A 25,878-nucleotide genomic window follows, 5' to 3' on the forward strand; every position below is an offset into this window, starting at 1 on the left:
ACGGGTATGCCAGCGCCCGCCTGAACGGGCGATGACGGACTGATACAGGTTCGAAACAGTCGCCTTTACGGTCCGTTCAGCCCGATGCCCTAGGCTCGGCGCGGGCCGCCTGCGTCGCGGATGCGAGCGCGGTGCAGCTCTGTCCGGAAAGCCCGTCGGGTCATCGTCCCATGGATCTCGCAACCGGTGTCGGACTGCTGGGCGGCGTCGGCGTGGTGTTCACGCTGATCATGATCGATGGCGGCAACTTCGCCGCCTATTTCGACAAGCATGCGGTCATCGTCATCTTCGGCGGATCGGTCATGGCGACGATCATCCGCTTCCCCTTCGCCACCATCGCCCACGGCCTGCCGATGGGCCTGCGCTACGCCTTCACCATGCGCGCGGTGAGGCCGCACGACCTCATCGAGGAGATCACCACGATCGCCGAGGTGGTCCGCAAGAGCGGGCCCATGGCCCTGGAGAACGTAGAGATCTCCGACCCCTTCCTGGCGCAGGGGGCCCGCTACGTCGCCGACGGCTACGACCGCGAGTTCATCCGCGACACGATGGAGCGCGACCGCGACAACTTCCTCATGCACCTCGACGAAGGCTCGAAGATCTACCGCGCCTTCGGCGACTGCGCCCCGGCCTGGGGCATGATCGGCACGATCCTCGGCATGGTGACGATGTTCGCCAACATGTCCGATCCCTCGAAGCTCGGCCCCGCCATGGCGACCGCGCTTCTGGCCACGCTCTACGGCGCGCTCATCGCCAACCTCGTGGCCCTGCCGATCGCCGACAAGCTGCACGTGAAGCTGGAAGAGGAGGACGTCTCCCGCTCGCTCATCATCGACGGCATCCTGATGATCCGCGACCAGAGGAGCCCGACCCTCGTCCGCGAGATGCTCGTCGCCTACCTGCCGCACCACCACCGCGGGTCGTTCGAGGAGGCGGCCGCGTGACCGCCCGGACCGCCCCGGCGGAGCGCCCGCGGATGGCATGACATGGCCAGGAAGAAGCGCGGCGGCGCGCATGGCGGCCACGGCTGGTTCGTCACCTTCGCCGACCTGATGGCGCTGCTGATGAGCTTCTTCGTGATGATCGCCGCGTATTCGACGCAGGACCAGAAGAAGATGCAGATGGTGGCGGGCTCCATGCGCGACGCCTTCGGCGTGAACACGGAGTCCAAGTTCGCCGGCATCATCGAGACCGACGGCCTGCCGGCCGCCGACCACGTGAAGCACCTGCGCGATATCCCTCCCGAGCAGGCCACCGACCGGACCACGCCGCCGCGGCTCGACAAGAGCAGCGAATTCGGCCTGACCGACACCGGCGAGCCGGAGAATTTCGGCCTCGCGGCCGCCTCCCTGCGGCAGGCCCTGCAGAGCCTGCCGGACTTCGCCGAAGTGTCGAAGAACGTCGTGATCGCCCGGACCGAGCAGGGGCTCGACGTGTCGATCGTCGACCAGGACGGGCGCTCGATGTTCCCGGAAGGCTCGACCCGGCCCAACGACCGCACCCGGCGCCTGCTGGAGAAGCTCGGCCCGGCCCTGCGCCAGATGCCGAACCGGATCGCCGTCACGGGCCACACCGCCACGGACCGCCCCGGCCGGCGTCCCGCCGCGCCCCCGTGGGACTTGTCGGCGGGCCGCGCGGTCAGCGTCCGGGAGATCCTGGCCGGCGCCGGCGTTCCGGACGACCGGTTCGCCATGGTCGCCGGCAAGGCCGACACCGAGCCGATGTTCCCCGACAACCCCTACATGCCCGCCAACCGGCGCGTGACGGTGACGCTGCTCAAGGAGGCCCCGCCGGTCCCGAACGTGAAGGGATTGCCGTGAGGACGCCGCGGCGCCGGGCCCGCCGGTCAACCGCTTCTATCGGGCGGTGAGCAGCGCCCAGTAGACCTTGTACTTCGAGCCCGGGGCGTAGGCGGTGGCGATTCCCATCCGGGTCGCTTCGGGCGCCAGCATGGTGGCGTCGTGGGGCGGACTCTCGCGCCAGCCGGAGAAGGCTTCGGCCAGGGTGTGGTAGCCGGCCGAGAGGTTGGCGTTCACGTTGGCGTAGCCGAGCCGTTCCACGGCGGCCTTGACGGTCTGCGCCCGGCTCGGCCGGTCGGCCAGGGCCATCGCGGCCGCCTCGGCCTCGGCCAGGCGCTGCAATTCGGGATCGACCGTCAGGGGCGGCGCGCCGCGGTTGCGGCGGTAGGACGAGATCATGTCGCGGGCCGCCGCGACGTCGATCTGCGCGCTGTTGCTGGCGAGGGGCAGGTAGATGCTGGGCAACGCCGCGGTGCTCGGCGCCTGGGTGGCGCAGCCGCCGAGCAGGGCTGCCGCGGTCAGCGCCGCCGAGCCCGTCGCGCGCCCCAGCATCCTGCCCGTGATCCGGCCGAGCCCGCGCCCCGCATGCCGACCGTCCCGATCGCGTCTCGTCACGACTTACCCATCCCTGCGACGGTCGAGCCGCCCCGGCGGCATATAGGCGCTGCCGGGCCGTCGCGCATCGGACGATTAGGGCTTCCTCAAAGACCTGTCGTCTAAACGTGCACCGACCTCACGACCGAGCGTTCCCTGACCATGCTGGAGACGCCCCGCGATCGCGCCGTCGATGGGCCTGCCGGCCCGTCGGCCCAGGCCGAATCGGCCACCGATCCCGACGCCGCGGCGACGCTCGCGTTGCAGCAGGCGATCATCCGTGCGCAGGCCGGCCTGCTGGCGCGTCAGGAGCGTTCCCTGGCCGCCGCCGGGACTTGGCTGTGGTCGTGCCGCCTGGATGACGGCGCCCTCGATTGGTCCGGGGGAGTCCACGATCTGTTCGGCATCCCCCGGGGCGCGGCGCTGCACCGCCCGCGGATCCTGGAATTCTACGAGCCGGCCTCGCGGCGGCTGCTGGAGTCGATCCGCCGCCGGGCCATCGCCGGGCACGCGAGCTTCCGGCTCGATGCCGAGATCCGCACCGCCTGCGGCCGGCCGCGTTGGATCCGGATCCGCGCGGCGGTCGAGACCGAGGGCGGACGGCCAGCCCGGCTCTTCGGAACCAAGCAGGACGTCACCGAGGAGATCGCCCGGCTGGCCGAGCTGAGCCGGCGCGCCGACCGCGACCCTCTCACCGGACTGGCGAACCGCCACGCCTTCGAGGCGCAGTTCGACGCCGGATCGTCCGGCGCCGGACCGGATCCCCTCGGTGCCCTGATCCTCATCGACCTCGACGGGTTCAAGCCGGTCAACGACCTCCATGGCCATATCGCCGGTGACCAGTGCATCCGGCGCTCCGCCGCGCGGCTCGCCGCCATCTGCCGGGACGCGGCCCTCGTGGCGCGCATCGGCGGCGACGAATTCGCCGTGCTCCTGCGGGCGCCCGTGGATCTCCGCGCGCTGGCGGAGTGCGGCCGGCGCATCGTCGCCGCCCTGAGCCGGCCGATTCCGTATCGCGGACAGATGGTGCGGATCGGCGCCTCCGTGGGCATCGCCCTGGAGGTCAAGACCGGCATCGCGACGGGCGGCAGCCGGACCCGGCTGTTCGAGCGGGCGGATGCGGCGCTCTACGCCGCCAAGGATGCGGGCGGGAACGCCGTCCGCATCGCCGTCGGGAGCGGCTAGTCAGCCGCCTGCGCTCCGCAGGCTGCGGTCGCGCGGAACCCGGGCCGAGTCGCCCCCCTCCGGGACATCCGTCGGCTGGATGAAGCGGCTGGCGATCTCGCCCATGGCGCTCTGCATCGTGTCGAGGCCCTGCACGGTGACGATGCTGGAGCCGGGCCCGAGCGGCGGGATGAAGCCCGCCTCCGAGAGGGTCGAGAACACGGAGAAGTTCAGGTCGGTCACCACCTTCTGGCCGAGGCTCACGTCCACGATCCAGACGAGCAGCTCGAATTCCAGGAAGGGATCGCCGATCTTCTTGAACACCACCCGGGGCGCGGGCTCCTTCAGGACGTCGGAATGGCCCTGCGCGCAGGCCGCGATCATCTCGGCCGCACGGACCGGGTCCTGGTTGCGCAGGACGCTGACCGTGATGCTGACGCGACCCGTCCGGTCGCCCCGCACCCGGTTCTTCACCACCCCGGAGATCAGGTTCGAGTTCGGCACGATCACGGCCGAGCGGTCGAAGGTCTGGATCTCGGTGGAGCGGACCGAGATCCGCTTCACGATGCCCTCCTGATCGCCGATCACCACCTGGTCGCCGACCCGGATCGGGCGCTCCCACAGGAGCAGCAGCCCGGAGACGAAGTTGTTGACGATCGACTGCAGGCCGAAACCGATACCCACCGACAGGGCGCCGGCCACGATGGTGAGCTTCTCCAGGCTCAGACCCAGATACGAGAAGGCGAGCGCCAGCGCGATCAGGAAGCCGCAATAGCCCGCCACCGTGGTGATCGAGTTGCGCAGGCCCGCATCGAGGTCCGTGGCCGGCAGGTAGGTGTTCTCCAGCCAGCGCTGCACGCCGCGGGTGATGAACACGCCGACCACCAGGATGCCGATCCCGAAGGCGATGCTGGAGAGCGAGATCGTGACGTCGCCGACCTTGAAGCCGAAGAAGGCCTGCCGGACCGAGGAGACGATGTCGGTGGAATCCAGGCCCCAGGGCGCCAGCACGAGGATCGCGGCCGCGAGGAACAGGACGAGCCGGGCGGCGCCGGTCGCCAGGACAGAGATCTGGTTCAGCGAGCGCTTGCGCAGGCCCGTATTGGCCTGGAGCGTGGTGGCGAGCCGGGTCTCGTCGCTGAGCGCGCGGCCGACGAAGATGTCGACGCTCTGGACCAGCAGGTAAAGCAGGACCAGGACGCTGGCGTCCCAGATCAGCTGGTCGATCAGGAACGCCGCGAAGGCGACGTAGCCGACCAGCGCGCCGAGCCCGATCAGCGCCACCGCGGCCCAGCCGAGCAGCCGCGCCGGCCCGCCGATGCCCGTGGTGGTCTTGGTCGGCACGTAGGGGCCGAAGCAGGCTTCCTCCTCCTGCTCGGTATCGGCGAAGCGGTGGAGGCCGACGGCCAGGATCAGGGCCGTGGCGACCGCCCCAATGCCCCGCGTGGCGATGGAGATCGGCAGGGCCGCCGAGATCCCGGAATTCAGGGCCTCCACGGACTTCACCACGGTGATCACCGTGGCGATGCCGACCGCGAGCCGGGTCAGGCGCGTGGCCGCCGCATCGCTCACCGGGGCCGGCCGCCACGCCGGCTTCTCGGGGCTGAGCAGCCCGTCGCAGAGGGCCTCCACGAAGGCGATGAAGGCGAGCCCCCCGAGGATCGCGGCGGCCACCGGCAGGAGCCGGGACGGCAGCAGGTTGGTGGCGTCCAGCGCGTAGTAGACCGCGTAGGACCCGGCCACCGCCGGCACCGTGCCGAGCAGGATCACCCGCCAGGCGGCGAGCATCACGGCGCGCCGCGACGGATCGGTCCGGGCGGCGTCCCGGCGGGCGCCCTTGGGGGCGATGTTGCGCCGGCCGAAATACAGCGCCACCGAGATCCCGAAGGCGAGCCCCAGGAACAGCAGGTTGGTGAGGCTGCCGTTGCGCGAGAACAGCAGCCCGATATCCGACACGGCGCTCTGCAGGGCGCGCGTGTCCCGGGGCACGTCGCCCATCACCTTGGTCCAGAGGCCGGGGCCGACCAGGGGCTGGGAGCGCTGGAGCAGGTCGCGGGTGAAGGATTCGCGGCGGCGGTTCGAGACCCGGTCGACGATCTGATCGCCCTGCACCACCAGGGCGCGGGCGAGGCGCTGGGTCTCGTCGATGCGGGTGACGGCGGCCTCGCGCTCGCCGCGCTCGGCGGCGACATCGGCGCTCTCCTGGGTGTCCTTCGGCTTCGGACCGAGCTGGGCGAGGCGCTCGCGCGCGGCCTCCAGCGGCGCGTCGAGCCGGGTGACCAGGGTGCGGATCTCATCGGTGACCGTGACGGCGCTGTCGCGGATGGCCGTGAGGTCGGCCACCGTCAGGTCCGTATGCCCGAGCTGCTTCTCGCGGGCGTCGAGCTCGGCCTTGGCGGCGTCGAGCTTGGCCCGGACCTTCTTGAACTGCTCGGGGACCTCGGCCTTGGCGGCCGGCGGGGCCGCGGGCTTCGCGTCGGACGGCTTCGCCTCGGACGGCTTCGCGCCGGTCGCCTGCGCGTCGGGCGCCTTCGTGTCCGGCCCCTTCGTGTCCGGCGCCTTGCCGTCCGCGGGCTTGTGATCCGCGGGCTTGGCGGCGGGCGCCGGATCCTGGGCGAAGGCCGGCAGGGTCAGGGCCGCCGGGGTTGCGAACACCAGCGCGGCGAACAGAACGAGCAGGCGGGACAGGCGCGACGCGCCCTCCGGCTTCAGGATCCGCGCTGGGATATGATGCATGAGCAACCTCTCGTCGGGCGCACGGCGGCCGGCCGGGGTCCGGCATCGGCGAATCGGCGGCGATCGGGGACCGGGCGGGCCTCCTGGCGGCCGGGCGCTCTGGGCGAGCAATAGGGCGAAAGCGTGCCCCTGCCCACCCCGGCGCCGGATCCGGGGCCGGATCCGGCGCCAGCCGGCCGCTGTGGGTGCGTCCCCGCGGCCCATCCGGAAAAGCTTCACAAGGGTGTCACGCTGGGATTAGATGAACACCTGATGGACAGGGCCTTTTCGTCGCTACGCGAAAGGGCGCGGCCGGTGGCGATGCCGGCCCGGCCCGGCCGCGTTCCGGATGCTACCGCATCGACCGGCGCCCCCACGCGCCGGCCCGCCGCCCTGTTGTTCCCTCCGCCTCTCCCGTCAAGCCGTCGCTCCGCGCGCCGGCTCGTCCTGCATCGGCCGCGGGCCGGTTCGGACGGGCCGGCGGGGCGGCGGCCTGGTCCCGCGCGTTCTCCGCGCCAGAGCTAGTCCGAAGAGTCGCGCCGATGATGGATCTCCAAACCCTCGTCCTCAACGCGGATTATCGGCCGCTCTCGTACAATCCGCTCTCCCTCTGGTCGTGGAAGGACGCCTTCACGGCCCTGTTCCTCGACCGCGTCACCCTGGTGGCGAGCTACGACGTCGAGGCACGGTCGCCCTCGCGCTCCCTGCGGGTCCCGAGCGTGGTGGCGCTGAAGAACTACGTGGCGCTGGCCCGCAGCCCGGCCTTCACCCGCTACAACATCTACCTGCGCGACGGGTTCAGCTGCCAGTATTGCGGCCTGCGGCTGCCCTCGGGGGGCCTGACCTTCGACCACGTGGTGCCGCGCTCCCGGGGCGGGCTGTCGAGCTGGGAGAACGTCGTGGCGGCCTGCTCGCCCTGCAACCTGCGGAAGGCCAACCGCACGCCGGCCGAGGCGGACATGCCGCTGATGACCGAACCCCGGCGGCCGACGCGCTACGAGCTGCACCACCGGCAGCCCGAGTTCGACCACCGCCAGTACCATCACACCTGGCTCGATTACCTGTACTGGGACAGCGAGCTGGAGAACTGAGCGCGGCCCGCGGCCCTTACCAGACGAGCTCGCGGCGGGGCGGCTCGTTGTACATCGGGACGTTGGGGTTGCGCGGCAGGTAGTCCCGTATCAGCACCGGCGGCGGGACGGCGGGCACCGGCCGGACCCGCACGACGCGGCGGACCACGCGCGGTTCGGCCCGTTCTCCCGACCATGCCGGCGAGGATGCGAGAGCGAGAGCGACGCCGGTGAGGAGCAGGCGCCCGGCCCGCAAGCGGAACAAGGCGCGCATCAGAATTTCAGGGCCGCGCCGGCGCGAACGGTATTCAAGTTGACCTTGTGGCCATCGAAATCACTGAACAGCACATATTGATATTCAGCACGCAGGAGTATGTTCGGTGTAATCGCATACTCGATGCCAGCCCCTGCCGCGACACCGCCGACCACCTTGGTTTTCGACTGAGACTGGATCGACGTGTAGGGCGTGCCGTTGTAGGGCGCCGTGGAACTGAAACTCGTGTAGCCGAAGCTGTTCACATAGGTCGGTGTTCCGGCCAGATTCGCATTGTAGGCGTTCAGGTTGAACCCATAGTTCTGATAGGTCGTCGTATCGGCAATCCGCGCCCGTCCGATGGCCACGCCGCCGGTCACATAGGGGAGGAAGTTGCCCAGCGCGTATCCGACTCGCGCGCGGAGCGTGCCGTAATCTTCGACTCGGGTTGCCGTCGATCCGGAGAGATTCACCGCTTGATAGAAGCCTGCTGCGGTGGTCTGGCTGCGCGCAAGCCCATCGCTCGACACGCCCATCCGGTCGAAATAGGTGTAATCGGCCTCGACGCCGAAAACGAACTGGTCGAACTGAGCATTGTAGCCGGTGAAGGCACCGAAGCTCCCGGAGCCCACCCGCGTCGACAGCGGATTGAGCAGCGTCGAAGCGCGAAAATCGGATTCGCCGGTCGTGTCGTGCGAGTCGCGGTAGATCAGCGGCTGCAACGCGCCCCGACTGCCGAGGCCCGCCGACGTGTATCCGCCATGGACGCCCAGATACACGCCGCTCCAGTCGACCACCGGAGCCGGGACCGGATCGTAATCGGCGCCGCGCAGGTAATCGTAGTCCAGATCGGCGGCGCGGGCGGTGTTCACGCCGCAGAGACCGAGAACCGCCAGCAGCGGAAAGGTGACGGTACGCATCGGGATCGTCCTGGGACAGCAAGAGACGGCAGCGGATCGAGCCTCACCCCGGTGATACGTCGGTAACCTTAATTCTCCGTTGCTGAACACGATGACGGATTTCCAATCCGGAGATCGCAATCCCGGCGTGACGCGTCGGGTATTGGCGGCGTTCAGGCCCGGATCGACCGGAACGGGGCGTGGAAACGCGAAACGGCGCGGAGAACCTCCGCGCCGTCGTCGCCTGTCGGTGGGATCGGGACCGAGGCCCGATCAGTACTTGCGCACCAGCGGGCCGGGGATCGGCTCCGGCATCAGCGGCGGCAGCGGGGCCGCCACGAGGCCGCCGAGGTAGTAGCGCAGGCCGATCTTCACATCGTGCGCCTCGATGTCCTTCACCTTGATCGCCTGCAGGCTGCCGGTGCAGCACGGCACGAAGCCCGGTCCCGTCTCGGCCTTGCCGAGGTTCAGGTAGCGGTAGGCCAGTTCGATCTTCAGCGCGTCGGTCACGTTGTAGGCGAGACCGGCATGGAGCGCCCAGGCGAAGCTGCCGGTCGTCTTGTCCTTGTAGAACTTGCTGCCGCTGTTGGTGTTGTACACCGCGTTGCCGTTCGGGTCGTAGACCGGGGCGTACGGGATGCAGCCGCAGCCGGCATTGGTGTAATCGTAGGCGTAGGTCGGGCTCGTGAATTGCTGGTTCGTCGAGTAGCTCGAGACGTGGTTGAAGGCGTAGCCGACGCCGCCGCCGATGAACGGCGTGATGCCGTACCACGTGCCGAGGTCGAAATAGGCGTTGGCGAGCACCACCGCGGAATCGAAGTTTCCGCTCGACTTGTTCACGCCGTACGATCCGAGCCCGTTGTCGAAATCGGGACCCTTGTAATACTCGCTGCCGCGCAGGCCGGTCGAGTAGCGGTACTCGCCGGTGATGTCGCCGCGCAGGAACGGGGTGAACTGGTAGCCGACGCCGACGCCGGCAAAGCCGCCGCCGCCGATCGTGTTGCCGAAGGCGCGGTTGGCGTCCGGATAGCCGGTGTAGTCGTAGGCGTCGCTGTAGCGCGGACGGGTGTAGATGCTCGCGCCCACGTCGCCGCGCAGGTACCAGCCGCCGCCGACCTCGATCGGCGGGGGCGGGGGCGGAGGCGGCGGCGGAAGCAGCAGATCCGCGGCCGCGGCGAGGCAGGGCGCGCCGACGCTCGCCGCGAGCGTCAGGCTACGCACCAAAGCGTTCAGCTTGGAGCGGGCCATGGAGATTCCTTCACTGGACTCGTGAGCCGGACGCGCGGCGCGCGGTCCCGGGGTACGCAGCGAAGGATGGAAGCAACGTCTTAAATCCGGCTTAACGTTAAATGTTAGGCTTGCGCATCCGTTGCCGGCCTGTCGAAACCGTTATCCGGACGCGACTTGCTTGCCTCTGCCGCCGGGGATCCCCAGGTTGGTCCGGTTCATCTGTCTTGGATGGGACCCATGCGCCCCCCGACCATCGCCGCCCGGCTGCCCGGGCTCCGCACCGGCTGACATCCCCATGGGTCCCGAGGACGTACGCATCCTGGCCCCGATGCTGCCCGAGACGGTGACGGGCGCGCACAGCGGCAACCCGGATTTCCGGGTCGGCGGCCGGGTCTTCGCGACCCTCTGGGTCGAGGAGGCCCGGGTGGTGCTGCGCCTCGCGCCCGCGGATCAGGCCGCCCTGTGCGCGGCCGAGCCCGATCTGTTCACGCCCCTGGACGGCGCCTGGGGACGCCGGGGCTGGACCAATCTCGACCTCGATCTCTGCGACGAGGAGACCCTGCGGACGGCGCTGCTGGGGGCGTGGCGCGTGACCGCGCCGCCCGATCTGCGCGCCGCCTACGCCGCGGCCTGACCGGTCAGGCCGCGGCGCGGGTCACGGCGTCGACCACCTCATCGACCACCGCGTTGACGAGGCCGCGGTCGTCGCCCTCGGCCATGACGCGGATCACCGGCTCGGTGCCCGAGGGGCGGATCACCAGGCGGCCGGCATTGCCGAGCCGCTCGCGGGCATGCTCGATGGCGCTGACCACGCTGTCCTGGCGGAGCGGCTCGCCGCTCCGGTAGCGGACGTTCTTGAGGATCTGCGGCAGCGGGTCGAAGCAGTGGCAGACCTCGCTCACGGGCCGGTTCTGCCGCTGCACCACGCTCAGCAGCTGCAGGGCCGCCACGAGGCCGTCACCTGTGGTCGTGTAGTCCGACATGATGATGTGCCCGGACTGCTCGCCCCCGAGATTGTATCCGTGGGCGCGCATGTGCTCGAGGACGTAGCGGTCCCCCACCGCCGTGCGGGCCAGGGTGAGACCGAGGCCGCCGAGATAGCGCTCCAGGCCGAGATTCGACATGATCGTTGCGACCACACCCGGCTGCGTGAGGCGCTCGTCCTCCTGCCAGGAGCGCGCCACGACCGCCATGAGCTGGTCGCCGTCGACCACATGCCCCTTCTCGTCGACGATCAGCACCCGGTCGGCATCGCCGTCCAGCGCGATGCCGATATCGGCCCGGCGCTCGCGCACCTTGTCGATCAGCGCCGCGGGCGCGGTCGAGCCGACATCCCGGTTGATGTTGAAGCCGTCCGGCTCGGTGCCGATGGCGATGACCTCGGCGCCGAGCTCCCACATGGTCTCGGGGGCGACCCGGTAGGCCGCGCCGTTGGCGCAGTCGACCACCACCCGCAACCCGTCCAGGGTCACCTGCCGCGGCAGGGTCCGCTTGGCGAACTCGATGTAGCGGGCATGCACGCTCTCGATGCGCTTGGCCCGGCCGAGATCGTTGGAGCCGGACAGGCGCTTGTGCATGTCAGCGTCGATCAGCCCCTCGATCTCGTGCTCGATCGCGTCGTTGAGCTTGAACCCGTCGGGCCCGAACAGCTTGATGCCGTTGTCCTCGAACGGGTTGTGCGAGGCCGAGATCATCACGCCGAGATCGGCCCGCATGGAGCGGGTCAGCATCGCCACGGCCGGCGTCGGCACCGGTCCGAGCAGCAGCACGTCCATGCCCACCGAGGTGAAGCCGGCCACCAGCGCGGTCTCGATCATGTAGCCGGAGAGGCGGGTGTCCTTGCCGATCACCACCCGGTGCCGGTGGTCGCCGCGCTGGAACACGAGGCCCGCGGCCTGCCCGACCTTGAGGGCGAGCTCCGGCGTGATCACGCCGTTGGCCCGGCCCCGGATGCCGTCGGTTCCGAAATACTTGCGCACCATGACGTCTCCGAGACCCGAGGGCGGGCCGGGCAGAGCCTAGCAGATTTCGGTGAAATCCGGAGCCGGACGCTCCCCGACGGTGAATCGGTTGCTTCCCGACAAAGGCGTTCGAAATGGGGCGGCGCGGCGTTTACAGGAGCCGGGGCAGCGCCGACGCCAAGAGGGTGAGGCCCGAGAGCGTGAGCAGGCTCAGCACGAGCCTGCGGAACGCCACTTCGCTGATGCCGCCATAGGCCCGGGTCCCGAGGAGCGTGGGGATCAGCATGGCCAGCAGGACCACGGCCAGCATCGGCAGGACCGGCGGGGTGATGATTCCCGAGGCGAGATAGGTGATCATCGTCACCGCGAGCATCGCGAGGTTGAAGTTCTGGACGATCGTGCGCTGCACGTCGCGCTCGTAGCGGCGCAGGGTGCACCAGAGGGTCGGCAGCACGCCCGTGAAGCCGCCGAGGGCGCCCATGACACCGCCGGCAAGGCCGACCGCGGCGTCGGCGATCCGACCGCCCGCCGTGACCCGCGGGAGGTCCCGGGCGAACAGCATCACCGGGCACCAGACCATCAGCAGGAGGCCGAGCAGGGCCTTGAACCGGTCGGCGTCGAGGCTGGGCAGCAGCAGGACACCGAGTGGGATACCGGCGAGGCCGCCGAGCACGAAGGGCGCGAGGCTCTTGAGATCGACGCCACGCCGCACCGAGACGGCGGCGACGATCTGGCCGGCGAGCCCCCCGGCCACCGAGAGGATGGCGGCGAGCTTCGGATCGATCACCCAGGCCCAGAACGACAGGGCCACGAGGCCGAAGGCGAAGCCCGACAGACCCTGCACGAAGCCGGCGACGCCGGCGCCCAGGGCGACGACGAGATAGGTCGAGACCGGCATGGAAGCGTTTCTGCGACGGGGTGAGCGTTTGGCCAGTCCGGCCCAACCCCCGGGTGGGCGGCACCGAAGCTTCGGCCGTGTTGGCGCGGCCGAGTCATAAACGAGCCGTCCGGATTGTCACAGGCGGCTGCCGACGCGGTCCGTGCGCGCGTCGCATCCGGCGCCGGCACGAAAAAGGGCGCCGCGGGGCGCCCTTTCCGGTGGTCGTGCTGTTGTCCGTGCCTCAGGCCTGCGGCTGCGGCTCCAGGCCGCCGTCGCTCTCCTTCGGCCGGCCGCGGCCCGCCGAGGGGACCGAGGAGCCCCGGGCCGGGGTCGGCGGCACGTCGCCGCCGTCGCGGATCGGGGGCTGGCCCTTGAGCAGGTTGCGGATCTCCTCGCCCGAGAGGGTCTCGTATTCGAGGAGACCCTGCGCCAGGGCTTCCAGGTCGTCCTTGTGCTCGGCCAGGATGCGGCGCGCCTCCTCCAGACCGGTCTCCACGAGGCGGCGGACCTCGGCGTCGATCTTCTGGGCGGTCGATTCGGAGACCGATTGCTGCCGGCCCATCGACATGCCGAGGAAGACCTCGTCGTTGTTGTCGCCGTACGCGACGGTGCCGAGTTCCGGCGAGAAGCCCCAGCGGGTCACCATCATCTTGGCGAGGCGGGTCGCCTGCTCGATGTCCGACTGGGCGCCCGAGGTGACCTTGTCCTGACCGAAGATCATCTCCTCGGCGATGCGCCCGCCCATCATGATCGCCAGCCGCGAGGTCATCTGCTCGAAGCTCATGGAGAGCTTGTCACGCTCGGGCAGCTGCATGACCATGCCGAGGGCTCGGCCGCGGGGGATGATCGTCGCCTTGTGCACCGGGTCGGTGGCCGGGACGTTGAGGGCGACGATGGCGTGGCCGCCCTCGTGATAGGCGGTGAGCCGCTTCTCGTCCTCGGTCATCACCAGGGTGCGCCGCTCGGCGCCCATCATGACTTTGTCCTTGGCGTCCTCGAACTCGTGCATCGTGACGATGCGCTTGCCGCGGCGGGCCGCCAGCAGGGCCGATTCGTTGACGAGGTTCATCAGGTCGGCGCCCGAGAAGCCCGGGGTGCCGCGCGCGATGGTCTTCAGGTCGACGTCGGGGGCCAGCGGCACCTTGCGGACGTGGACGCGCAGGATGCGCTCGCGGCCGGTGACGTCCGGGTTCGGCACCATGATCTGGCGGTCGAACCGGCCGGGCCGCAGCAGGGCCGGGTCGAGGACGTCGGGGCGGTTGGTCGCCGCGATGATGATGACGCCCTCGTTGGCCTCGAACCCGTCCATCTCCACGAGGAGCTGGTTCAGGGTCTGCTCGCGCTCGTCGTTGCCGCCGCCGAGGCCGGCGCCGCGGTGGCGGCCGACCGCGTCGATCTCGTCGATGAAGATGATGCAGGGGGCATTCTTCTTGGCCTGCTCGAACATGTCGCGCACGCGGCTGGCGCCGACGCCCACGAACATCTCGACGAAGTCCGAGCCCGAGATGGTGAAGAACGGCACGTTGGCCTCGCCCGCGACCGCCCGGGCGATCAGGGTCTTACCGGTGCCGGGCGGGCCGACGAGCAGCACGCCGCGCGGGATCCGGCCGCCGAGCCGCTGGAATTTTTGGGGGTCGCGGAGGAATTCCACGATCTCCTGGAGGTCTTCCTTGGCCTCCTCGACGCCCGCCACATCGTCGAACGACACGCGGCCATGGGCCTCGTTCAGGAGCTTGGCCTTCGACTTGCCGAAGCCCATGGCGCGTCCGGCGCCGGACTGCATCTGGCGCGACAGGAAGATCCAGGCGCCGATGAAGACCAGGATCGGCAGCCAGCTCACGAGAAGCTGGATGAACCAGGGGGTGTTGTCCGACGGCGGACGGGCGGTGATCTGCACGCCCTTGCCCTGAAGCTTGGAAACCAGGCTCGGATCGTTGGGCGCGTAGCTCGTGAAGTTGCCGCCGCCGACATAGGTGCCGGACACGTCCTGCCCGGAGATCACCACCGACTGGATCTTGCCGGCATCGGCGTCGTTCAGGAGCTGGCTGTAGGCGATCTCGCTGCCGCCGCCCCGGTGCCCCGGGTTCTGGAACAGGGTGACCAGGGCCAGCACCAGTAGGAAGATGACGACCCACAAGGCAAAGTTGCGAAAATTCGGGTTCATCGATCAATCCTTGGCGCGTGCGACCCCCAGGACGGAGATGCCACGCGGCTGTTCCGGTCCATCCGTGCACACGTCACCAATGTAGGCGGGGGGCTCTCCCTTGCCAAGTAATTCGGGAGCCCCTGCGGCGAGGGCAGCACCTGCCCCCGTGCTTCGGCGCGGCGGAGCGGGGGCGAGGCTCACGGCTCCCCCCGAATCGGCGGAGACGAGAAACCCCGCCAGGGTGCGCCGGATCGGTTCACGGCGGCGCAGGGCCGGCAGGAGCGATTCGAGGACCAGGGCCTCGAGGCGTTCGAGGCGGCGCGGTGCCGCGCCGGCCCGGGTCAGGGCGAGATCGAGGCAGCGCAGGACCACGGCATCCGGCAGAACCGCCAGGGCGGCTCCGTCGAGGCGCAGACCCGTCCCCGTCCCCGCCCCCGGTCCGGGCCGCCCCATCCTGTCGAGGGCCTGCTCCGCCGCGCTCCGGAGCGCGGCCTCGTCGCGGGCGGCGCGCTCGGCGAGCCGGGCGAGACGCGCCGGGGTCAGGCCCTCGCGTTCCAGAACCGGCCAAGCCTCGCGCAGGCGGCCGCGGGCGAAGCGCGGATTCCCATTGGCGGGATCGCGGACATACGCGATGCCGCGCTCCTCGCACCACGCCACCAGGGTCGCCTTCGGCAGGTGCAGGAACGGGCGCCCGAGGCTGAGGCCGGCGGCCAAGGTCCGCTCCGCGCGCATGCCGGCAAGCCCCGCGAGGCCGCTGCCGGCCGCGAGCCGCATCAGCACCGTCTCGGCCTGGTCATCCTGCGTATGTCCGGTGAGCACGAGACCGGCGCCGATCGTCGCGGCCTGAGCGGCGAGCAGGGCGTAGCGGGCGGTGCGGGCCGCATCCTGCAGGCCGGTGCCGGGCTTCGCGCCCGCCCAGGTCAGGAGTGCATGGGGCAGGCCCAGATCCCGGGCGGCACGGCCGACGCCCTCGGCCTCGGCTTTCGAGCCCGGTCGCAGGCCGTGATCCACGGTGGCGACCTGCACGGCGACCGGGCCAGCGTCGCGCAGGGCAGCGGCGGCATACAGCAGGGCGCTCGAATCGGGACCGCCCGAGACGGCGAGGAGGATACCCCGCCCGCCGCGCGCGGCCGGGTCGAGCCAGGGGCGGAGGGCGCCGAGGACCGGGTCGCCCGGGTCGCTCAGGCGCCGCAGCGGGCGCGCTTCTGTTCGCGGGCGACGCCCTGACGGACGCCGCTGCCGGCATTGGGGAATTTCCGGTCGAGCTCGGCCAGGGTCGCGCAGGCCTGCTCGCGAGCGCCGAGCGCGTTGAGCGTGACGCCGAGCTTCAGCATGGCATCGGGCGCCTGGGAGGAGCGGGCGTAGTCGGTGGAGACCTTCAGGAACTGCTCGGCGGCCTCGCGGTTGCGGCCGCGGGCGAGGTAGCTCTCGCCGAGCCAGTAGGTCGCGCCGGCGACGCGGTTGTCGCGGGGATGCGACTGGATGAACTGGCGCAGGCCCATCTCGGCCTGCTCGTACTGCTTGGCCCGGTACAGCTCGACCGCGGCATCGTAATCGGCGGCCGGATCGCCCGTCCGCGTTGCCGCGACGCTCTCGGAGGGCCGCGCCGGGATCGCCCCGGTCCGGGCCGGCGGCCGCAGGTCCACGGGCTCGTCGTAGCCGGGGGCGCCGGCCTCCGCGTCCTCGTCCTCCCCGTTGATCGCGCCCTGCGGCAGGCGCTGCGGCCGGGGCGCAGCCTCGGCCGCCTCGACGGCCTCCCGGGGCGGCAGCGGCGCCGAGGGCTGGGTGCTGCCGAGCTGCATCGGGGTGCCCGGGGCGCCGGGGGCCTGGGCCGGGTCGAAGGCATCGCCGCGCTTGCCGGGGCGTCCGGCGCCCGGATTCCCGCCGTTGACGGGGCCCGACGGCGCGGGGGCGGCCGAGGGCTTGCCGCCCTTGCCCTCGTTCAGGCGGAACTCGACGTCCTCCTGGAACTTGCGCAGCTGCTCCTTGAGCTGGCGGTTCTCGTACTGGAGGGTCTCGATCTGGCCGGCCATGAGCCGGGACTGGTTCTCGATGCGGCCGAGGCGCACCACCAGCTCGGAGGCGTCCTGCGCGACGGCCGGGTGGCCGAGGAGCACGGCTCCCAGGATCGTGGTGAGCGCGAGGCGAGTGCGAAGACGGGCGGACATGGTGGGGGTGCGATCCGGTGGCGGCGCGAGGCCCTAACAGATGCGCCGCACCGCGGCAAAACTGCGGCGCGGCGGCGGCCGGGGCCGCCTCCGGGTAACGCGTCCCGACGGCTTACGCTCCGGCACCGCGGTCGAGGACGATCACCGCCCGGCGGTTCTGCGACCAGCAGGAGATGTCGTTGCACACCGCCACCGGCCGCTCCTTGCCGTACGACACCGTCCGCATGCGGTTGCCCGCGATGCCGCGGGTGGCGAGGTAGTCGTTCACCGCCTGGGCCCGGCGGGCGCCCAGGGAGAAGTTGTACTCGCGGGTGCCGCGCTCGTCGGCATGGCCCTCGATGATGAAGGTGTAGCGCGGGTAGCGCTGCAGCCACGCGGCCTGCTTGTCGAGGGTGGCGGTCGCGGTGGGCGTCAGGTCGGTGGAATCCGATTCGAAGAAGACCCGGTCGCCGATATTGACGACGAAGTCCTGCGCGCTGCCCGGGGTCGCGGCGCCGGCCCCGAAGGCGGAGGCGTCGGCGAGGTCCTTGTCGTTGCTGCAGGCGCCGAGGCCGAGGGCGGCGACGAGGGCGAGGCCGAGGGCGGCGGCGCGGAAACGCTGGGGCATGGTCTGAAAAACTCCTCGAGCGGTGCCGAAGGCCGGCTGCGGGTCTTCGAGGCGGTTCCGCATAGTCCTGGCGCCGTTGGTAGGCGGGGATGGTTAAGCGACGGTTCCGTCGCGCGGCGCGGCGGCCGTGGTGACGGTCCGCACCGGGCGATGGCGTGCGCTGACGCACCCGGGACACGCCCGGAATGCGGCGGCGGCGGGGCGGACGGAGGCGAAGGGCCATTTCGGCCGTGTCGGTTGCGGCGCGGCAACAGGCGCGGGGCTTCCGCACCGTAACGGTTCCGGCCGGGACCTTAAGGAATCCTCAACCCTAACGCTTCCTAATCGACGGGCCGAAAACCGGACCTCCGTCATGCGCCCCGCCCAGTGCGTCCTCATCGTCGAGGACAGCTACCTGCTCCTCGAGATCATCGCGAGCCTGTGCGAGACGCACGGCATCCGGGTGATCGAGGCCTCGACGGGCGAGGCGGCGCTGACCGTCCTGCGCGACCGGGGCGATGCGATCGACTGGCTGTTCACCGACATCCACCTGCCGGGGCTGATCGACGGCTGGACCGTGGCCCATGCCTTCCGGGCGATCCATCCGGACCGTCCGGTGGTCTACTCCTCGACGGACACGAACCGCCGCAGCGGCGTGCCGGGCAGCCTGTTCCTGCGCAAGCCCTTCCAGGTGCAGGAGGTCAACCGGCTGGTCCGGATGATGGTCGAGGGCCTCGGCGCGACCGACCGCGACAGCCAACTCTGCACGGCAGGCTGAGACGCCGCCTCCCGGATCACGGGCCGTCCGCATCCTTCGGTCGGACGCCCTTCGCGGCCGGAGACGGCCTCAACCGCGCCGGAACAGCGCGACGATCTCCGGCGCGGCGAGCCAAGCGTCCACCCGGGGACAGGCGAGATCCCCAGGGGACGTCGCGTCGTAGATGGCAAAACTCGCCGCGATGAAGCCCGAGAGGTCGTAGAGCACCGGGAAGTCGTCGCCCCGGGGCTTGGCCTTGAACAGGTATGAGCCGGTCAGCCCGAAATGCTCGGCGATGGGCGGGTAGAGCGGCCAGACCACGTCCTGAGCCAGCTCGTCGCCGAGGTAATCCTCGATCTCCACGGGCTCGGGCGTGAGCCCGTTCTCCTGTAGCAGCCGCCGGGCGATGTCGCCGAGGACATGGACCTTGGGATGGTTCATCAGGTGCATGAAGGCGCCGCGGCGCGCCCAGCGGGTCACCTCCCGCTCCAGCCCGAAGCCCAGGGCATCCGCCGCGCCGACGAGTTCGCGCACCGCCGGATCCCAATGGTCGAGATAGCCCAGGCGGGCGAACACCTCCTCGCGGAACAGGCCGGCGGTGCGCTGCGGCTCGAGGCCGAGCCGGTGGGCGGTGAGGACGATCGCCGAGTGGTACTGGCCCATCGGCGACGGCGCGAGCTTCAGGGCGGCGAGGTCCGAGGCCTGGCCGGCATAGACCATGTCCGGGTGGAAGGCCGAGAACACGATCGACGGGAAGAGCTTGAGCCGCGGGTCGGCCGCGCGCAGAGTGGCGACGTCGCCGCCCGGGATCAGCCCGGCCGGGAAGGCCTGCGAGAAGACGTGGTCGTGGGCGCGCAGGGTCCGGATCAAGCCGTCGACATGGCCGTGGTCGCGCTTCAGCGAGCCCATGGGCAGGTAGCGGACCGGGCTCTTCGGCGCGAGCAGGCGCATGGCCCGGGCGATGCCCCGCGCCTGGCAATTGCCCAGCACCGCGATGCTCGGCCCGTCACGGGTCGTGGCGGCGCGGGCGCGGTTCCGCCATGGTGTCGCCCAGGTGGGCGCCCAACTGGGTGTCGCGAGGGTGAACGCGCTGCGGGCGCGCCGGGGCAGGTCGTTCAGGGCCACGTCGCGTGCCGGTGTCAGCGGACGGGTCAGCGCCCCCGAGGGCCTGCCGCCGTCGTGAAGAAGAGGGTTCGAAGATGGCGTTGAATCCGTATACGGGTCTACCGGCCGAGCGATTCTGGCGCAAGGTCGTCACCAACGTGCCGCCCTTCGCGGTCAATCCGCACCCGAAGGACACGTTCGTCATCGGGCCGACCGACAAGGTCGCCACCGGCGGCTCCTGCTTCGCGCAGCGGGTGGCCGAGGCGGTGCGCGGCGCCGGCTTCAACTATTACCTGACCGAGCCGCCGCCCCCCGGCATGAGCGCCGAGGAGGCCAATGCCCGGCAGTTCGGCACGTTCTCGGCGCGCTACGGCAACCTCTACTACACGCGCCAGTTCGTGCAGCTGTTCGACCGGGCCTACGGCAAGTTCGAGCCGGAGCTGAAGGCGTGGCTGCGGGACGACGGCCGCTACGTCGACCCGTTCCGCCCCACGGTCGAGCCGGCGGGCTTCGCCAGCGAGGCCGAGGTGGTCGCGGCGCGCGACGCGCATCTCGCCGAGGTGCGCCGCCTGTTCGAGACCCTGGACGTGTTCGTGCTGACGCTCGGCCTCACGGAAGGCTGGCGCTGGCGGGCCGACGGGGCGGCGCTGCCGCTCGCCCCCGGGGTCGCGGGCGGGACCTTCGATCCGGACCTCTACGAATGCGTCAATGCCGGCGCGGGCGAGGTGCTCGGCGACCTCAACGGCTTCCTCGACCGGCTCTGGAGCGTGAACCCGAAGGCGCGGGTGATCTTCACGGTCTCGCCGGTGCCGATGATCGCCACCTACATGGACCGGCACGTGATGGAGTCGAACAGCTACTCCAAGTCGGTGCTGCGGGTGGCGGCCGGCGAGGTGGTCGGCCGCGGCGACCCGCGGGCGGTCTACTTCCCCGCCTACGACATCGTCACGAGCAACGTGAATGCCGGGCGCTACTACAACGAGGACCAGCGCACCATCAACGATGCGGGCGTCCGCCACGTGATGCGCCTGTTCCTGGCGACCTTCGCCCGCGACCGGGTCTCGCCGGCGCTGACCCACGCCCCCGTGGACCTCGCGGCGGAGTTCGAGGGCAATGCCGGCGTGATCTGCGACGAGGAGGAGATCGAGCGCAGCGTGGCCTAGGGTCGGCATCGGGTCGGCATCGGGTTTGCCTCCGGGCAGGCGTTTCGGGCAAGCTCGGCCGCCCGGGCGCCCCGCCCTTCGGAGACGAATCCCTTGAGCCTGCCCCCGCCCCGCCGCGCCGACCACGACATCGATCCGGTCTTCGTGAAGCGGCACTCGCCCCGCGCCTTCACGGGCGAGGCCGTGCCCGAAGCCGAGCTGATGCGGATGATCGAGGCGGCGCGCTGGTCGCCCTCCGCCTACAACTCGCAGCCCTGGCGCTTCCTCTACGCGCTCCGCGGCGACGCCCACTGGGAGACCTTCCTCGGCCTGCTCGTGCCCGGCAACCAGAAATGGGTATCCGGCACCGGCGCGATCCTGTTCCTGGTCTCGAACGGGCTCATGAAGGTCGGCGACGAGCTGAAGCCCTCCTACAGCCACTCCTTCGACGCCGGCACCGCCTCGCTGGCCTTCCAGCTCCAGGCGATCCACCAGGGCTGGCACGCCCACGGCATGGTCGGCTTCGACCATGTCCGTGCCCCCGAGATCCTGCGCCTGCCCGAGAACCACCGGATCGAGGCCGCCTTCGCGGTCGGCCGCAAGACGCCCGAGGCCGAACTCACCGAGGAGCAGCGGCCCCGCGAGACGCCGAACGGCCGCCGGCCGATCACCGACTTCACCATCGCGGGTCCGTTCCCGCCCGCCGCGGACTGAGACGGGCCGGAACCGGTGCCTTCGACCAGGGATTGTGTCCGCAGCGCAACGTCGTGGCCGGCCTGGGGCTCACCGCCGCAGGCCGGGCACGCCGGGTGGCGGATCGCCGGGCCTGCACCGATCCGGTCCGCCCTGCGACGAATCGGGAGCTGGCTCATGAACCCGTCCGACAGCGCCCCGCGCGACGGTTTCTTCGACGACGGACCGCTGGACCACGCCTCGGGGCTGCAGAGCGTGGCCGAGCGCCACGGGGTCAGCCTGGATGCGGTGCGCCATCTCGTGCAGGCGCTGGAGCGCGGCCACGGCACGATGGCGCAGTTCGACCATCCGGATCTCGGCGGCATGGGCCAGTGGTTCCCCGGCGGCATGGTGATGGTCGGCCGGATGTTCGACGACGCGCTGAAGGCGCGGGTCGGTGCGCTCTGCACCGAGCTGGCCGGGGCGCTCCCGGCGGGCGGCTTCTCGGATGCGGCCCCTGCGGCCCTCCGGGGCGGCGGCGAGTGGTGGCCGGCCGGTCTCGGGAACCCGGCGAGCACCGGTGCGCAGAACGGGCTGCGCTACGCCTATTTCCCGGACAGCCGGCGGCTCGCGGTCGAATCGGGGGCGGGGGTGGCTCTCTACGACACCGGTGAGCACCGCATCACCGGCGTGTCGCAGGCGGATGGAAGCCTCGGCTTCACCGGGCCGGCCGGAGCCGTCGCCCTCGACCGCCTGCGCCGGATCGAGGCGGAGGTCGCCGCGCCGCGCCAAGCGGATCCACGCCCAGGAGACACTCACCCCGCGGACACTTACCCCGCGGGCACTCACCCGGCGGATCCGCATCCGGTGGATGCGGCCGGGATCCAGGGTCCCGCCGCAGCGCCTGCGCCGGATCGGTCATCATCGGACGACGTGCTCGCCACCATCGAGCGTCTGGCCGCGCTCCATGCGCGCGGCGTGCTCACCGATGCGGAATTCTCGACCAAGAAGGCGGAGCTGCTGGCGCGGCTGTGAGCGGCGCCGGTCGTCCGACCCTCCGTCCTCATCCCGAGGGGCCGGAGCGCGGCGGAGGCCTCAGGACGGGGGCGAGGAGGATCGGACCCGCCGGCTCCGAACGGCCTCAGACGATGCCGACGCGCAGCAGATCGTGGACGTGCACGATGCCCACGGGCCGTCCGTCCGCGACCGCGAAGACCGCCGTGATCAGCCGGCGGTTCATCAGTTCCAGCGCGGTCTGGGCGAGCTTGTGGGGCTCCACGGTGATCGGGTCGCGGGTCATGATGTCCGTGACCGGCGTGTCGAGGATCGCGGGGCCCATGTGGCGGCGCAGGTCGCCGTCCGTGACGATGCCGACGAGGCGCCCGGCCGCGTCCGTGACGCCGACGCAGCCGTAGCGCCGCGCCGCGATCTCGATCAGCACCTCGGACATCAGCGCGGTCTCGTGGACCAGCGGCATGTCCTGGGGTCCGTGCATCACCTGCTGCACGGTCTTGAGGCGGGCGGCCAGGGTGCCGCCGGGATGCAGGGTGTGGAAGCGCGCCGAGGTGAAGCCGCGCCGCTCCAGGAGCGCCACCGCCAGGGCGTCGCCCAGGGCCAGCTGGATCAGGCTGGAGGAGGTCGGCGCGAGGTCGTGCGGGCAGGATTCCCGCACCCGGGGCAGTTCCAGCAGCACGTCGGCGGCCTTGCCCAGCGTGCTCTCGCCGTTGCGGGTGATGGCGACCAGGGGGATCGAGAACCGGCGGCTGAAGCCGACGAGGTCGGACAGCTCCGCGGTCTCCCCCGACCACGACAGGGCGATGATGACGTCGTCCCGGGCGATCATCCCGAGGTCGCCGTGGCTCGCCTCGGTGGGGTGGACGAAGAAGGCGTGCGTGCCGGTGGAGGCCAGCGTCGCGGCGATCTTGCGGCCGACATGGCCGCTCTTGCCGATGCCGCTGACGATGACCCGGCCCTTGCTCTGCAGGATCGTCTGCACCGCCTCCTCGAAGGCCGCGCCGAGCCGGCCCTGGAAGGCCGCGCTCGCCTCCTGCAGGGCCGCGATGCCGAGCTGGAGGCTGCGGATCCCGAGGTCACGGGTGGTGGCGAGATGCGCCGACGGCGCGTCGTAACGATCGTCGCGCAGGGCGCTGGAGGCGGGAGCGTTCATCGTTTCCGTTCTGGACCCGTCGACCGGATCCGGCACCGAGGGCCGGGCTCGCGGATCGGCGCAGCAAAGCGTGTCCGGCGACGCTAGGCAGCCGTCGTGGTTGAAATGTGACGCGGGGACGACGCAGCGCCGCACGCCGGTTGAAGGCGCGGCCGCCGCGGTCCATGCTGCCGGCACGCCATCCCGCATGCCACCCCGCGCCGCGGGCCCAAGGAGGGCACAAGCCCCATGACCATCCGCTTCCCCGACCCCGATCCCGCGATCCTCGCCCGCCGCGACGCGATCCTGGCCGGCCTCGCGCCCCTGGTCGCGCCGGAGGCGCTGGTGGTCAGCGAGGACGAGCGCCGGGCCTTCGAGACCGACGGGCTCACCGCCTACCGGCAGATGCCGCTCGCCGTGGTGCTGCCCTCCACCACCGCGGAAGTGGCCGCCGTGATGGCCTATTGCCACGCCAACAACGTGCGGGTCGTCCCCCGGGGCGCCGGCACCTCGCTCGCGGGCGGCGCCATCGCGCAGGCCGACGCGATCATCCTGGGCGTCGGCAAGATGACCAAGGTCCTCGACCTCGACTTCGCCAACCGCACCGCCCGGGTGCAGAGCGGCATCACCAACCTCGCCATCTCGGGGGCGGTCTCCCACGAGGGCTTCTTCTACGCCCCCGATCCGTCGAGCCAGCTCGCCTGCACGATCGCCGGCAACATCGCGATGAATTCCGGCGGCGCCCACTGCCTGAAATACGGCGTGACCACCAACAACCTGCTCGGCGTCACCCTGGTGCTCAACGACGGCACCGTGGTGGAGATCGGCGGCCAGCACCTCGACAGCGGCGGCTACGACCTGCTCGGCCTCGTCTGCGGCTCGGAGGGGCAGCTCGGCATCGTCACCGAGGCCACCGTGCGGATCCTGCGGGCGGCCGAAGGGGCCCGGCCGGTGCTGGTCGGCTTCTCGAAGGTGGAGGATGCGGGCGATTGCGTGGCCGCGATCATCGCGGCCGGCATCATCCCGGTGGCGATCGAGTACATGGATCGCGAGGCGATCCTGATCACCGAGGACTTCGCCCAGGCCGGCTATCCCCGCGACGCCGAGGCAATGCTGATCATCGAGGTCGAGGGCTCGGATGCCGAGTGCGACGCGATGCTGGCGCGGATCGAGACGATCGCCAAGGATTTCCGCCCGACCAGCGTGCGGGTCTCGCGCTCGGAGGCGGAATCGGCCGCGATCTGGAAGGGCCGGAAATCGGCCTTCGGGGCCACCGGCCGGATCTCCGACTACATCTGCATGGACGGCACGATCCCCACCGGCCAGCTCGGTCCGGTGCTGGAGCGGATCGGCGCGATCTGCGCCGGGAAGGGCCTGCGGGTCGCCAACGTGTTCCACGCGGGCGACGGCAACCTGCATCCGCTGATCCTGTTCGACATCAACACGCCCGGCGAATTGCAGAAGGCCGAGGCCGCGGGCGACGAGATCTTGAAGCTCTGCGTCGAGGTGGGCGGCTGCCTCACCGGCGAGCACGGCGTCGGCATCGAGAAGCGCGACCTGATGCGCTTCCAGTACGATCAGGTCGATCTCGAGCAGCAGATGCGGGTGAAGGCGGTGTTCGATCCGGACTGGATGCTGAACCCCGCCAAGGTCTTTCCGCTGGATGGGCGGCTCGCGGCCTGATCGGCGGCCGCGTGACCGTCAGGCCGGACCGCAGCCAGCCTGAATCCACAGCGCGCCAGGGCGCCCTGCAGGACCTGCGGACGGTGAGGACGCGACCGTCTCCGATCGCGCGCCTACGACCGTCCGGCTTCCGCGGCCGCGATCAGGCGGCCTCGACCTTGCGGCCGGCACGCGGCTTGGTCGCGGCGGCCGAAGCCTTGCGCCGGCTCGGGGCGGGGGCGGAGACCGCCTCGTCAGCGGGTTCCGCATCCTTGTCGGCGGACTGAGACCGGCCCGGCTGGCCGAGACCGAGGCTCTTCGCGAGAGCCGAGCGCTGGGCCGAGTAGTTCGCCGAGGTGGTCGGGTAATCGGCCGGCAGGCCGTAGCGCTCCCGATAGCTCTGCGGATCGAGCCCGTGCTTGGTCAGGTGGCGCTTCAGCGTCTTGTACGACTTGCCGTCGATGAAGCTGACCAGTCCGTCAGGCCGGATCGACTTGCGGATCTGAGCCGGCGTCGGCCGCTCGACGCTCTCGGTCGCCGGGGCGACCGGGCCGGATCCGATCGCGTTCAGGGCCTCATGGATGCTCGCGATCAGGGCCGGCAAATCGGCCGAGGGTAGCGAGTTGTTGGAAACGTAGGCCGCGACGACGTCCACGGTCCGTTCGATGTAGTCCAATTGCGATGTCGGCGCAGCTTCTGACATTCTCTCTTTCCTCGGCGCAAAAGCCTGGTTGGATCCTCACTTTTCGCGAGTTAAGACAGCGTCCAGAAAATGCAAGGCGATTCATACAATTATCTGTGATCGTGCAGAAGTCTAAACCTCGATCACGCGGCTGGGCTTACAGGGTATGGTTGCATAGATGGCACTTGAGGCGCACTTCTGAAGCGCTTTATCCCCGCCGGTCCCACGAATGCTAGCCGGATCCTGGA

At 70.6% G+C, this 25,878-nt stretch carries 24 protein-coding genes; 10 read left to right on the forward strand and 14 right to left on the reverse strand.

All coding sequences use genetic code 11. The annotated features are described in order from the left end of the window. Positions 1-170 precede the first annotated feature (170 nt). Together PQI07_RS10085 and PQI07_RS10090 are read left to right on the forward strand one after the other, a co-directional pair. Complete coding sequence (locus PQI07_RS10085; protein WP_043384792.1) at positions 171-944, forward strand: motility protein A; 774 nt, start codon at positions 171-173, stop codon at positions 942-944. Between the two features lie 42 nt (positions 945-986). Next, a complete protein-coding gene (locus PQI07_RS10090) occupies positions 987-1,820 on the forward strand; it encodes an OmpA/MotB family protein (protein WP_182592647.1) in 834 nt (277 codons plus the stop codon). 36 nt (positions 1,821-1,856) lie between these two features. Here the strand turns inward: PQI07_RS10090 and PQI07_RS10095 are convergent, their stop codons facing one another. Further along, on the reverse strand, positions 1,857-2,351 hold the full coding sequence (locus PQI07_RS10095) for a CAP domain-containing protein (protein WP_043384797.1): 495 nt from the start codon (positions 2,349-2,351) through the stop codon (positions 1,857-1,859). Between the two features lie 204 nt (positions 2,352-2,555). On the opposite strand from PQI07_RS10095, the gene PQI07_RS10100 reads away from it, so the two are divergent. Further along, positions 2,556-3,578: a diguanylate cyclase domain-containing protein gene (locus PQI07_RS10100; protein ID WP_043759623.1), complete on the forward strand. Its 1,023-nt coding sequence runs from the start codon at positions 2,556-2,558 to the stop codon at positions 3,576-3,578. On the opposite strand, the gene PQI07_RS10105 is transcribed toward PQI07_RS10100, so the two are convergent. Further along, positions 3,579-6,293, reverse strand: coding sequence for a DUF3772 domain-containing protein (locus tag PQI07_RS10105; protein ID WP_274926552.1), 2,715 nt, complete (start codon positions 6,291-6,293; stop codon positions 3,579-3,581). A gap of 521 nt (positions 6,294-6,814) precedes the next feature. Between PQI07_RS10105 and PQI07_RS10110 the strand changes: the two genes are divergently transcribed. Then, positions 6,815-7,363 (forward strand): HNH endonuclease, encoded by a 549-nt coding sequence (locus tag PQI07_RS10110; protein WP_043346385.1) that lies wholly within the window; start codon positions 6,815-6,817, stop codon positions 7,361-7,363. 16 nt (positions 7,364-7,379) lie between these two features. Here PQI07_RS10110 and PQI07_RS10115 read toward each other — a convergent pair whose 3' ends face one another. The 3 genes from PQI07_RS10115 to PQI07_RS10125 all read right to left on the reverse strand — a co-directional run bounded on the left by PQI07_RS10115 (position 7,380) and on the right by PQI07_RS10125 (position 9,742). Then, entirely contained in the window at positions 7,380-7,616 is a 237-nt protein-coding gene (locus PQI07_RS10115; RefSeq protein WP_274926553.1) for a hypothetical protein, read from the reverse strand. Then, positions 7,616-8,515, reverse strand: coding sequence for an outer membrane protein (locus tag PQI07_RS10120; protein WP_043384804.1), 900 nt, complete (start codon positions 8,513-8,515; stop codon positions 7,616-7,618). The genes PQI07_RS10115 and PQI07_RS10120 overlap by 1 nt, the downstream gene beginning before the upstream one ends. Positions 8,516-8,767: 252 nt before the next feature. Further along, a complete protein-coding gene (locus tag PQI07_RS10125; protein WP_043346381.1) occupies positions 8,768-9,742 on the reverse strand; it encodes an outer membrane protein in 975 nt (324 codons plus the stop codon). Positions 9,743-10,019: 277 nt separating this feature from the next. On the opposite strand from PQI07_RS10125, the gene PQI07_RS10130 reads away from it, so the two are divergent. Then, positions 10,020-10,358, forward strand: a complete 339-nt coding sequence (locus PQI07_RS10130) for an MmcQ/YjbR family DNA-binding protein (protein WP_043384808.1) — start codon at positions 10,020-10,022, stop codon at positions 10,356-10,358. 4 nt (positions 10,359-10,362) lie between these two features. Here PQI07_RS10130 and glmM read toward each other — a convergent pair whose 3' ends face one another. The 6 genes from glmM to pal all read right to left on the reverse strand — a co-directional run bounded on the left by glmM (position 10,363) and on the right by pal (position 17,486). Continuing rightward, positions 10,363-11,703: a phosphoglucosamine mutase gene (gene glmM / locus PQI07_RS10135; RefSeq protein WP_274927703.1), complete on the reverse strand. Its 1,341-nt coding sequence runs from the start codon at positions 11,701-11,703 to the stop codon at positions 10,363-10,365. Positions 11,704-11,836: 133 nt separating this feature from the next. Then, positions 11,837-12,583, reverse strand: a complete 747-nt coding sequence (locus PQI07_RS10140; RefSeq protein ID WP_043346365.1) for a sulfite exporter TauE/SafE family protein — start codon at positions 12,581-12,583, stop codon at positions 11,837-11,839. A 223-nt stretch (positions 12,584-12,806) separates the two neighbouring features. After that, positions 12,807-14,729, reverse strand: a complete 1,923-nt coding sequence (ftsH, locus tag PQI07_RS10145) for an ATP-dependent zinc metalloprotease FtsH (RefSeq protein WP_043346363.1) — start codon at positions 14,727-14,729, stop codon at positions 12,807-12,809. A 3-nt stretch (positions 14,730-14,732) separates the two neighbouring features. Then, positions 14,733-15,905, reverse strand: coding sequence for a tRNA lysidine(34) synthetase TilS (tilS, locus tag PQI07_RS10150; protein ID WP_446720976.1), 1,173 nt, complete (start codon positions 15,903-15,905; stop codon positions 14,733-14,735). Next, positions 15,893-16,879, reverse strand: coding sequence for a tol-pal system protein YbgF (gene ybgF / locus PQI07_RS10155; protein WP_043346361.1), 987 nt, complete (start codon positions 16,877-16,879; stop codon positions 15,893-15,895). The genes tilS and ybgF overlap by 13 nt, the downstream gene beginning before the upstream one ends. 112 nt (positions 16,880-16,991) lie before the next feature. Then, a complete protein-coding gene (gene pal / locus PQI07_RS10160) occupies positions 16,992-17,486 on the reverse strand; it encodes a peptidoglycan-associated lipoprotein Pal (protein WP_043346359.1) in 495 nt (164 codons plus the stop codon). A gap of 352 nt (positions 17,487-17,838) precedes the next feature. Here pal and PQI07_RS10165 point away from each other — a divergent pair, with 352 nt between their 5' ends. Then, positions 17,839-18,243 (forward strand): response regulator, encoded by a 405-nt coding sequence (locus tag PQI07_RS10165; RefSeq protein WP_043759618.1) that lies wholly within the window; start codon positions 17,839-17,841, stop codon positions 18,241-18,243. Positions 18,244-18,312: 69 nt separating this feature from the next. Here the strand turns inward: PQI07_RS10165 and PQI07_RS10170 are convergent, their stop codons facing one another. Beyond that, on the reverse strand, positions 18,313-19,347 hold the full coding sequence (locus PQI07_RS10170) for a WcbI family polysaccharide biosynthesis putative acetyltransferase (RefSeq protein WP_274926554.1): 1,035 nt from the start codon (positions 19,345-19,347) through the stop codon (positions 18,313-18,315). Positions 19,348-19,421: 74 nt separating this feature from the next. On the opposite strand from PQI07_RS10170, the gene PQI07_RS10175 reads away from it, so the two are divergent. The 3 genes from PQI07_RS10175 (at position 19,422) to PQI07_RS10185 (ending at position 22,175) form a co-directional block, all read left to right on the forward strand. Continuing rightward, positions 19,422-20,489: a GSCFA domain-containing protein gene (locus PQI07_RS10175; RefSeq protein WP_274926555.1), complete on the forward strand. Its 1,068-nt coding sequence runs from the start codon at positions 19,422-19,424 to the stop codon at positions 20,487-20,489. Positions 20,490-20,582: 93 nt separating this feature from the next. Continuing rightward, positions 20,583-21,182, forward strand: a complete 600-nt coding sequence (locus PQI07_RS10180; RefSeq protein WP_043346351.1) for a nitroreductase family protein — start codon at positions 20,583-20,585, stop codon at positions 21,180-21,182. Positions 21,183-21,338: 156 nt separating this feature from the next. Beyond that, the gene (locus PQI07_RS10185) at positions 21,339-22,175 is read left to right on the forward strand and encodes an SHOCT domain-containing protein (RefSeq protein ID WP_274926556.1); all 837 of its coding nucleotides are present in this window, start codon (positions 21,339-21,341) and stop codon (positions 22,173-22,175) included. A 106-nt stretch (positions 22,176-22,281) separates the two neighbouring features. Here PQI07_RS10185 and PQI07_RS10190 read toward each other — a convergent pair whose 3' ends face one another. Beyond that, positions 22,282-23,307 carry a KpsF/GutQ family sugar-phosphate isomerase gene (locus tag PQI07_RS10190; protein WP_043759616.1) on the reverse strand — a complete coding sequence of 342 codons (1,026 nt, stop codon included), beginning with the start codon at positions 23,305-23,307 and terminating at the stop codon, positions 22,282-22,284. Between the two features lie 228 nt (positions 23,308-23,535). Here PQI07_RS10190 and PQI07_RS10195 point away from each other — a divergent pair, with 228 nt between their 5' ends. Continuing rightward, positions 23,536-24,969: an FAD-linked oxidase C-terminal domain-containing protein gene (locus PQI07_RS10195; RefSeq protein WP_053611317.1), complete on the forward strand. Its 1,434-nt coding sequence runs from the start codon at positions 23,536-23,538 to the stop codon at positions 24,967-24,969. Positions 24,970-25,111: 142 nt separating this feature from the next. Here PQI07_RS10195 and PQI07_RS10200 read toward each other — a convergent pair whose 3' ends face one another. Continuing rightward, the gene (locus PQI07_RS10200) at positions 25,112-25,651 is read right to left on the reverse strand and encodes a Ros/MucR family transcriptional regulator (protein WP_043346338.1); all 540 of its coding nucleotides are present in this window, start codon (positions 25,649-25,651) and stop codon (positions 25,112-25,114) included. Between the last annotated feature and the right edge of the window lie 227 nt (positions 25,652-25,878).

Source organism: Methylobacterium sp. 092160098-2 (assembly GCF_028920805.1).
Lineage (GTDB): Bacteria > Pseudomonadota > Alphaproteobacteria > Rhizobiales > Beijerinckiaceae > Methylobacterium > Methylobacterium fujisawaense.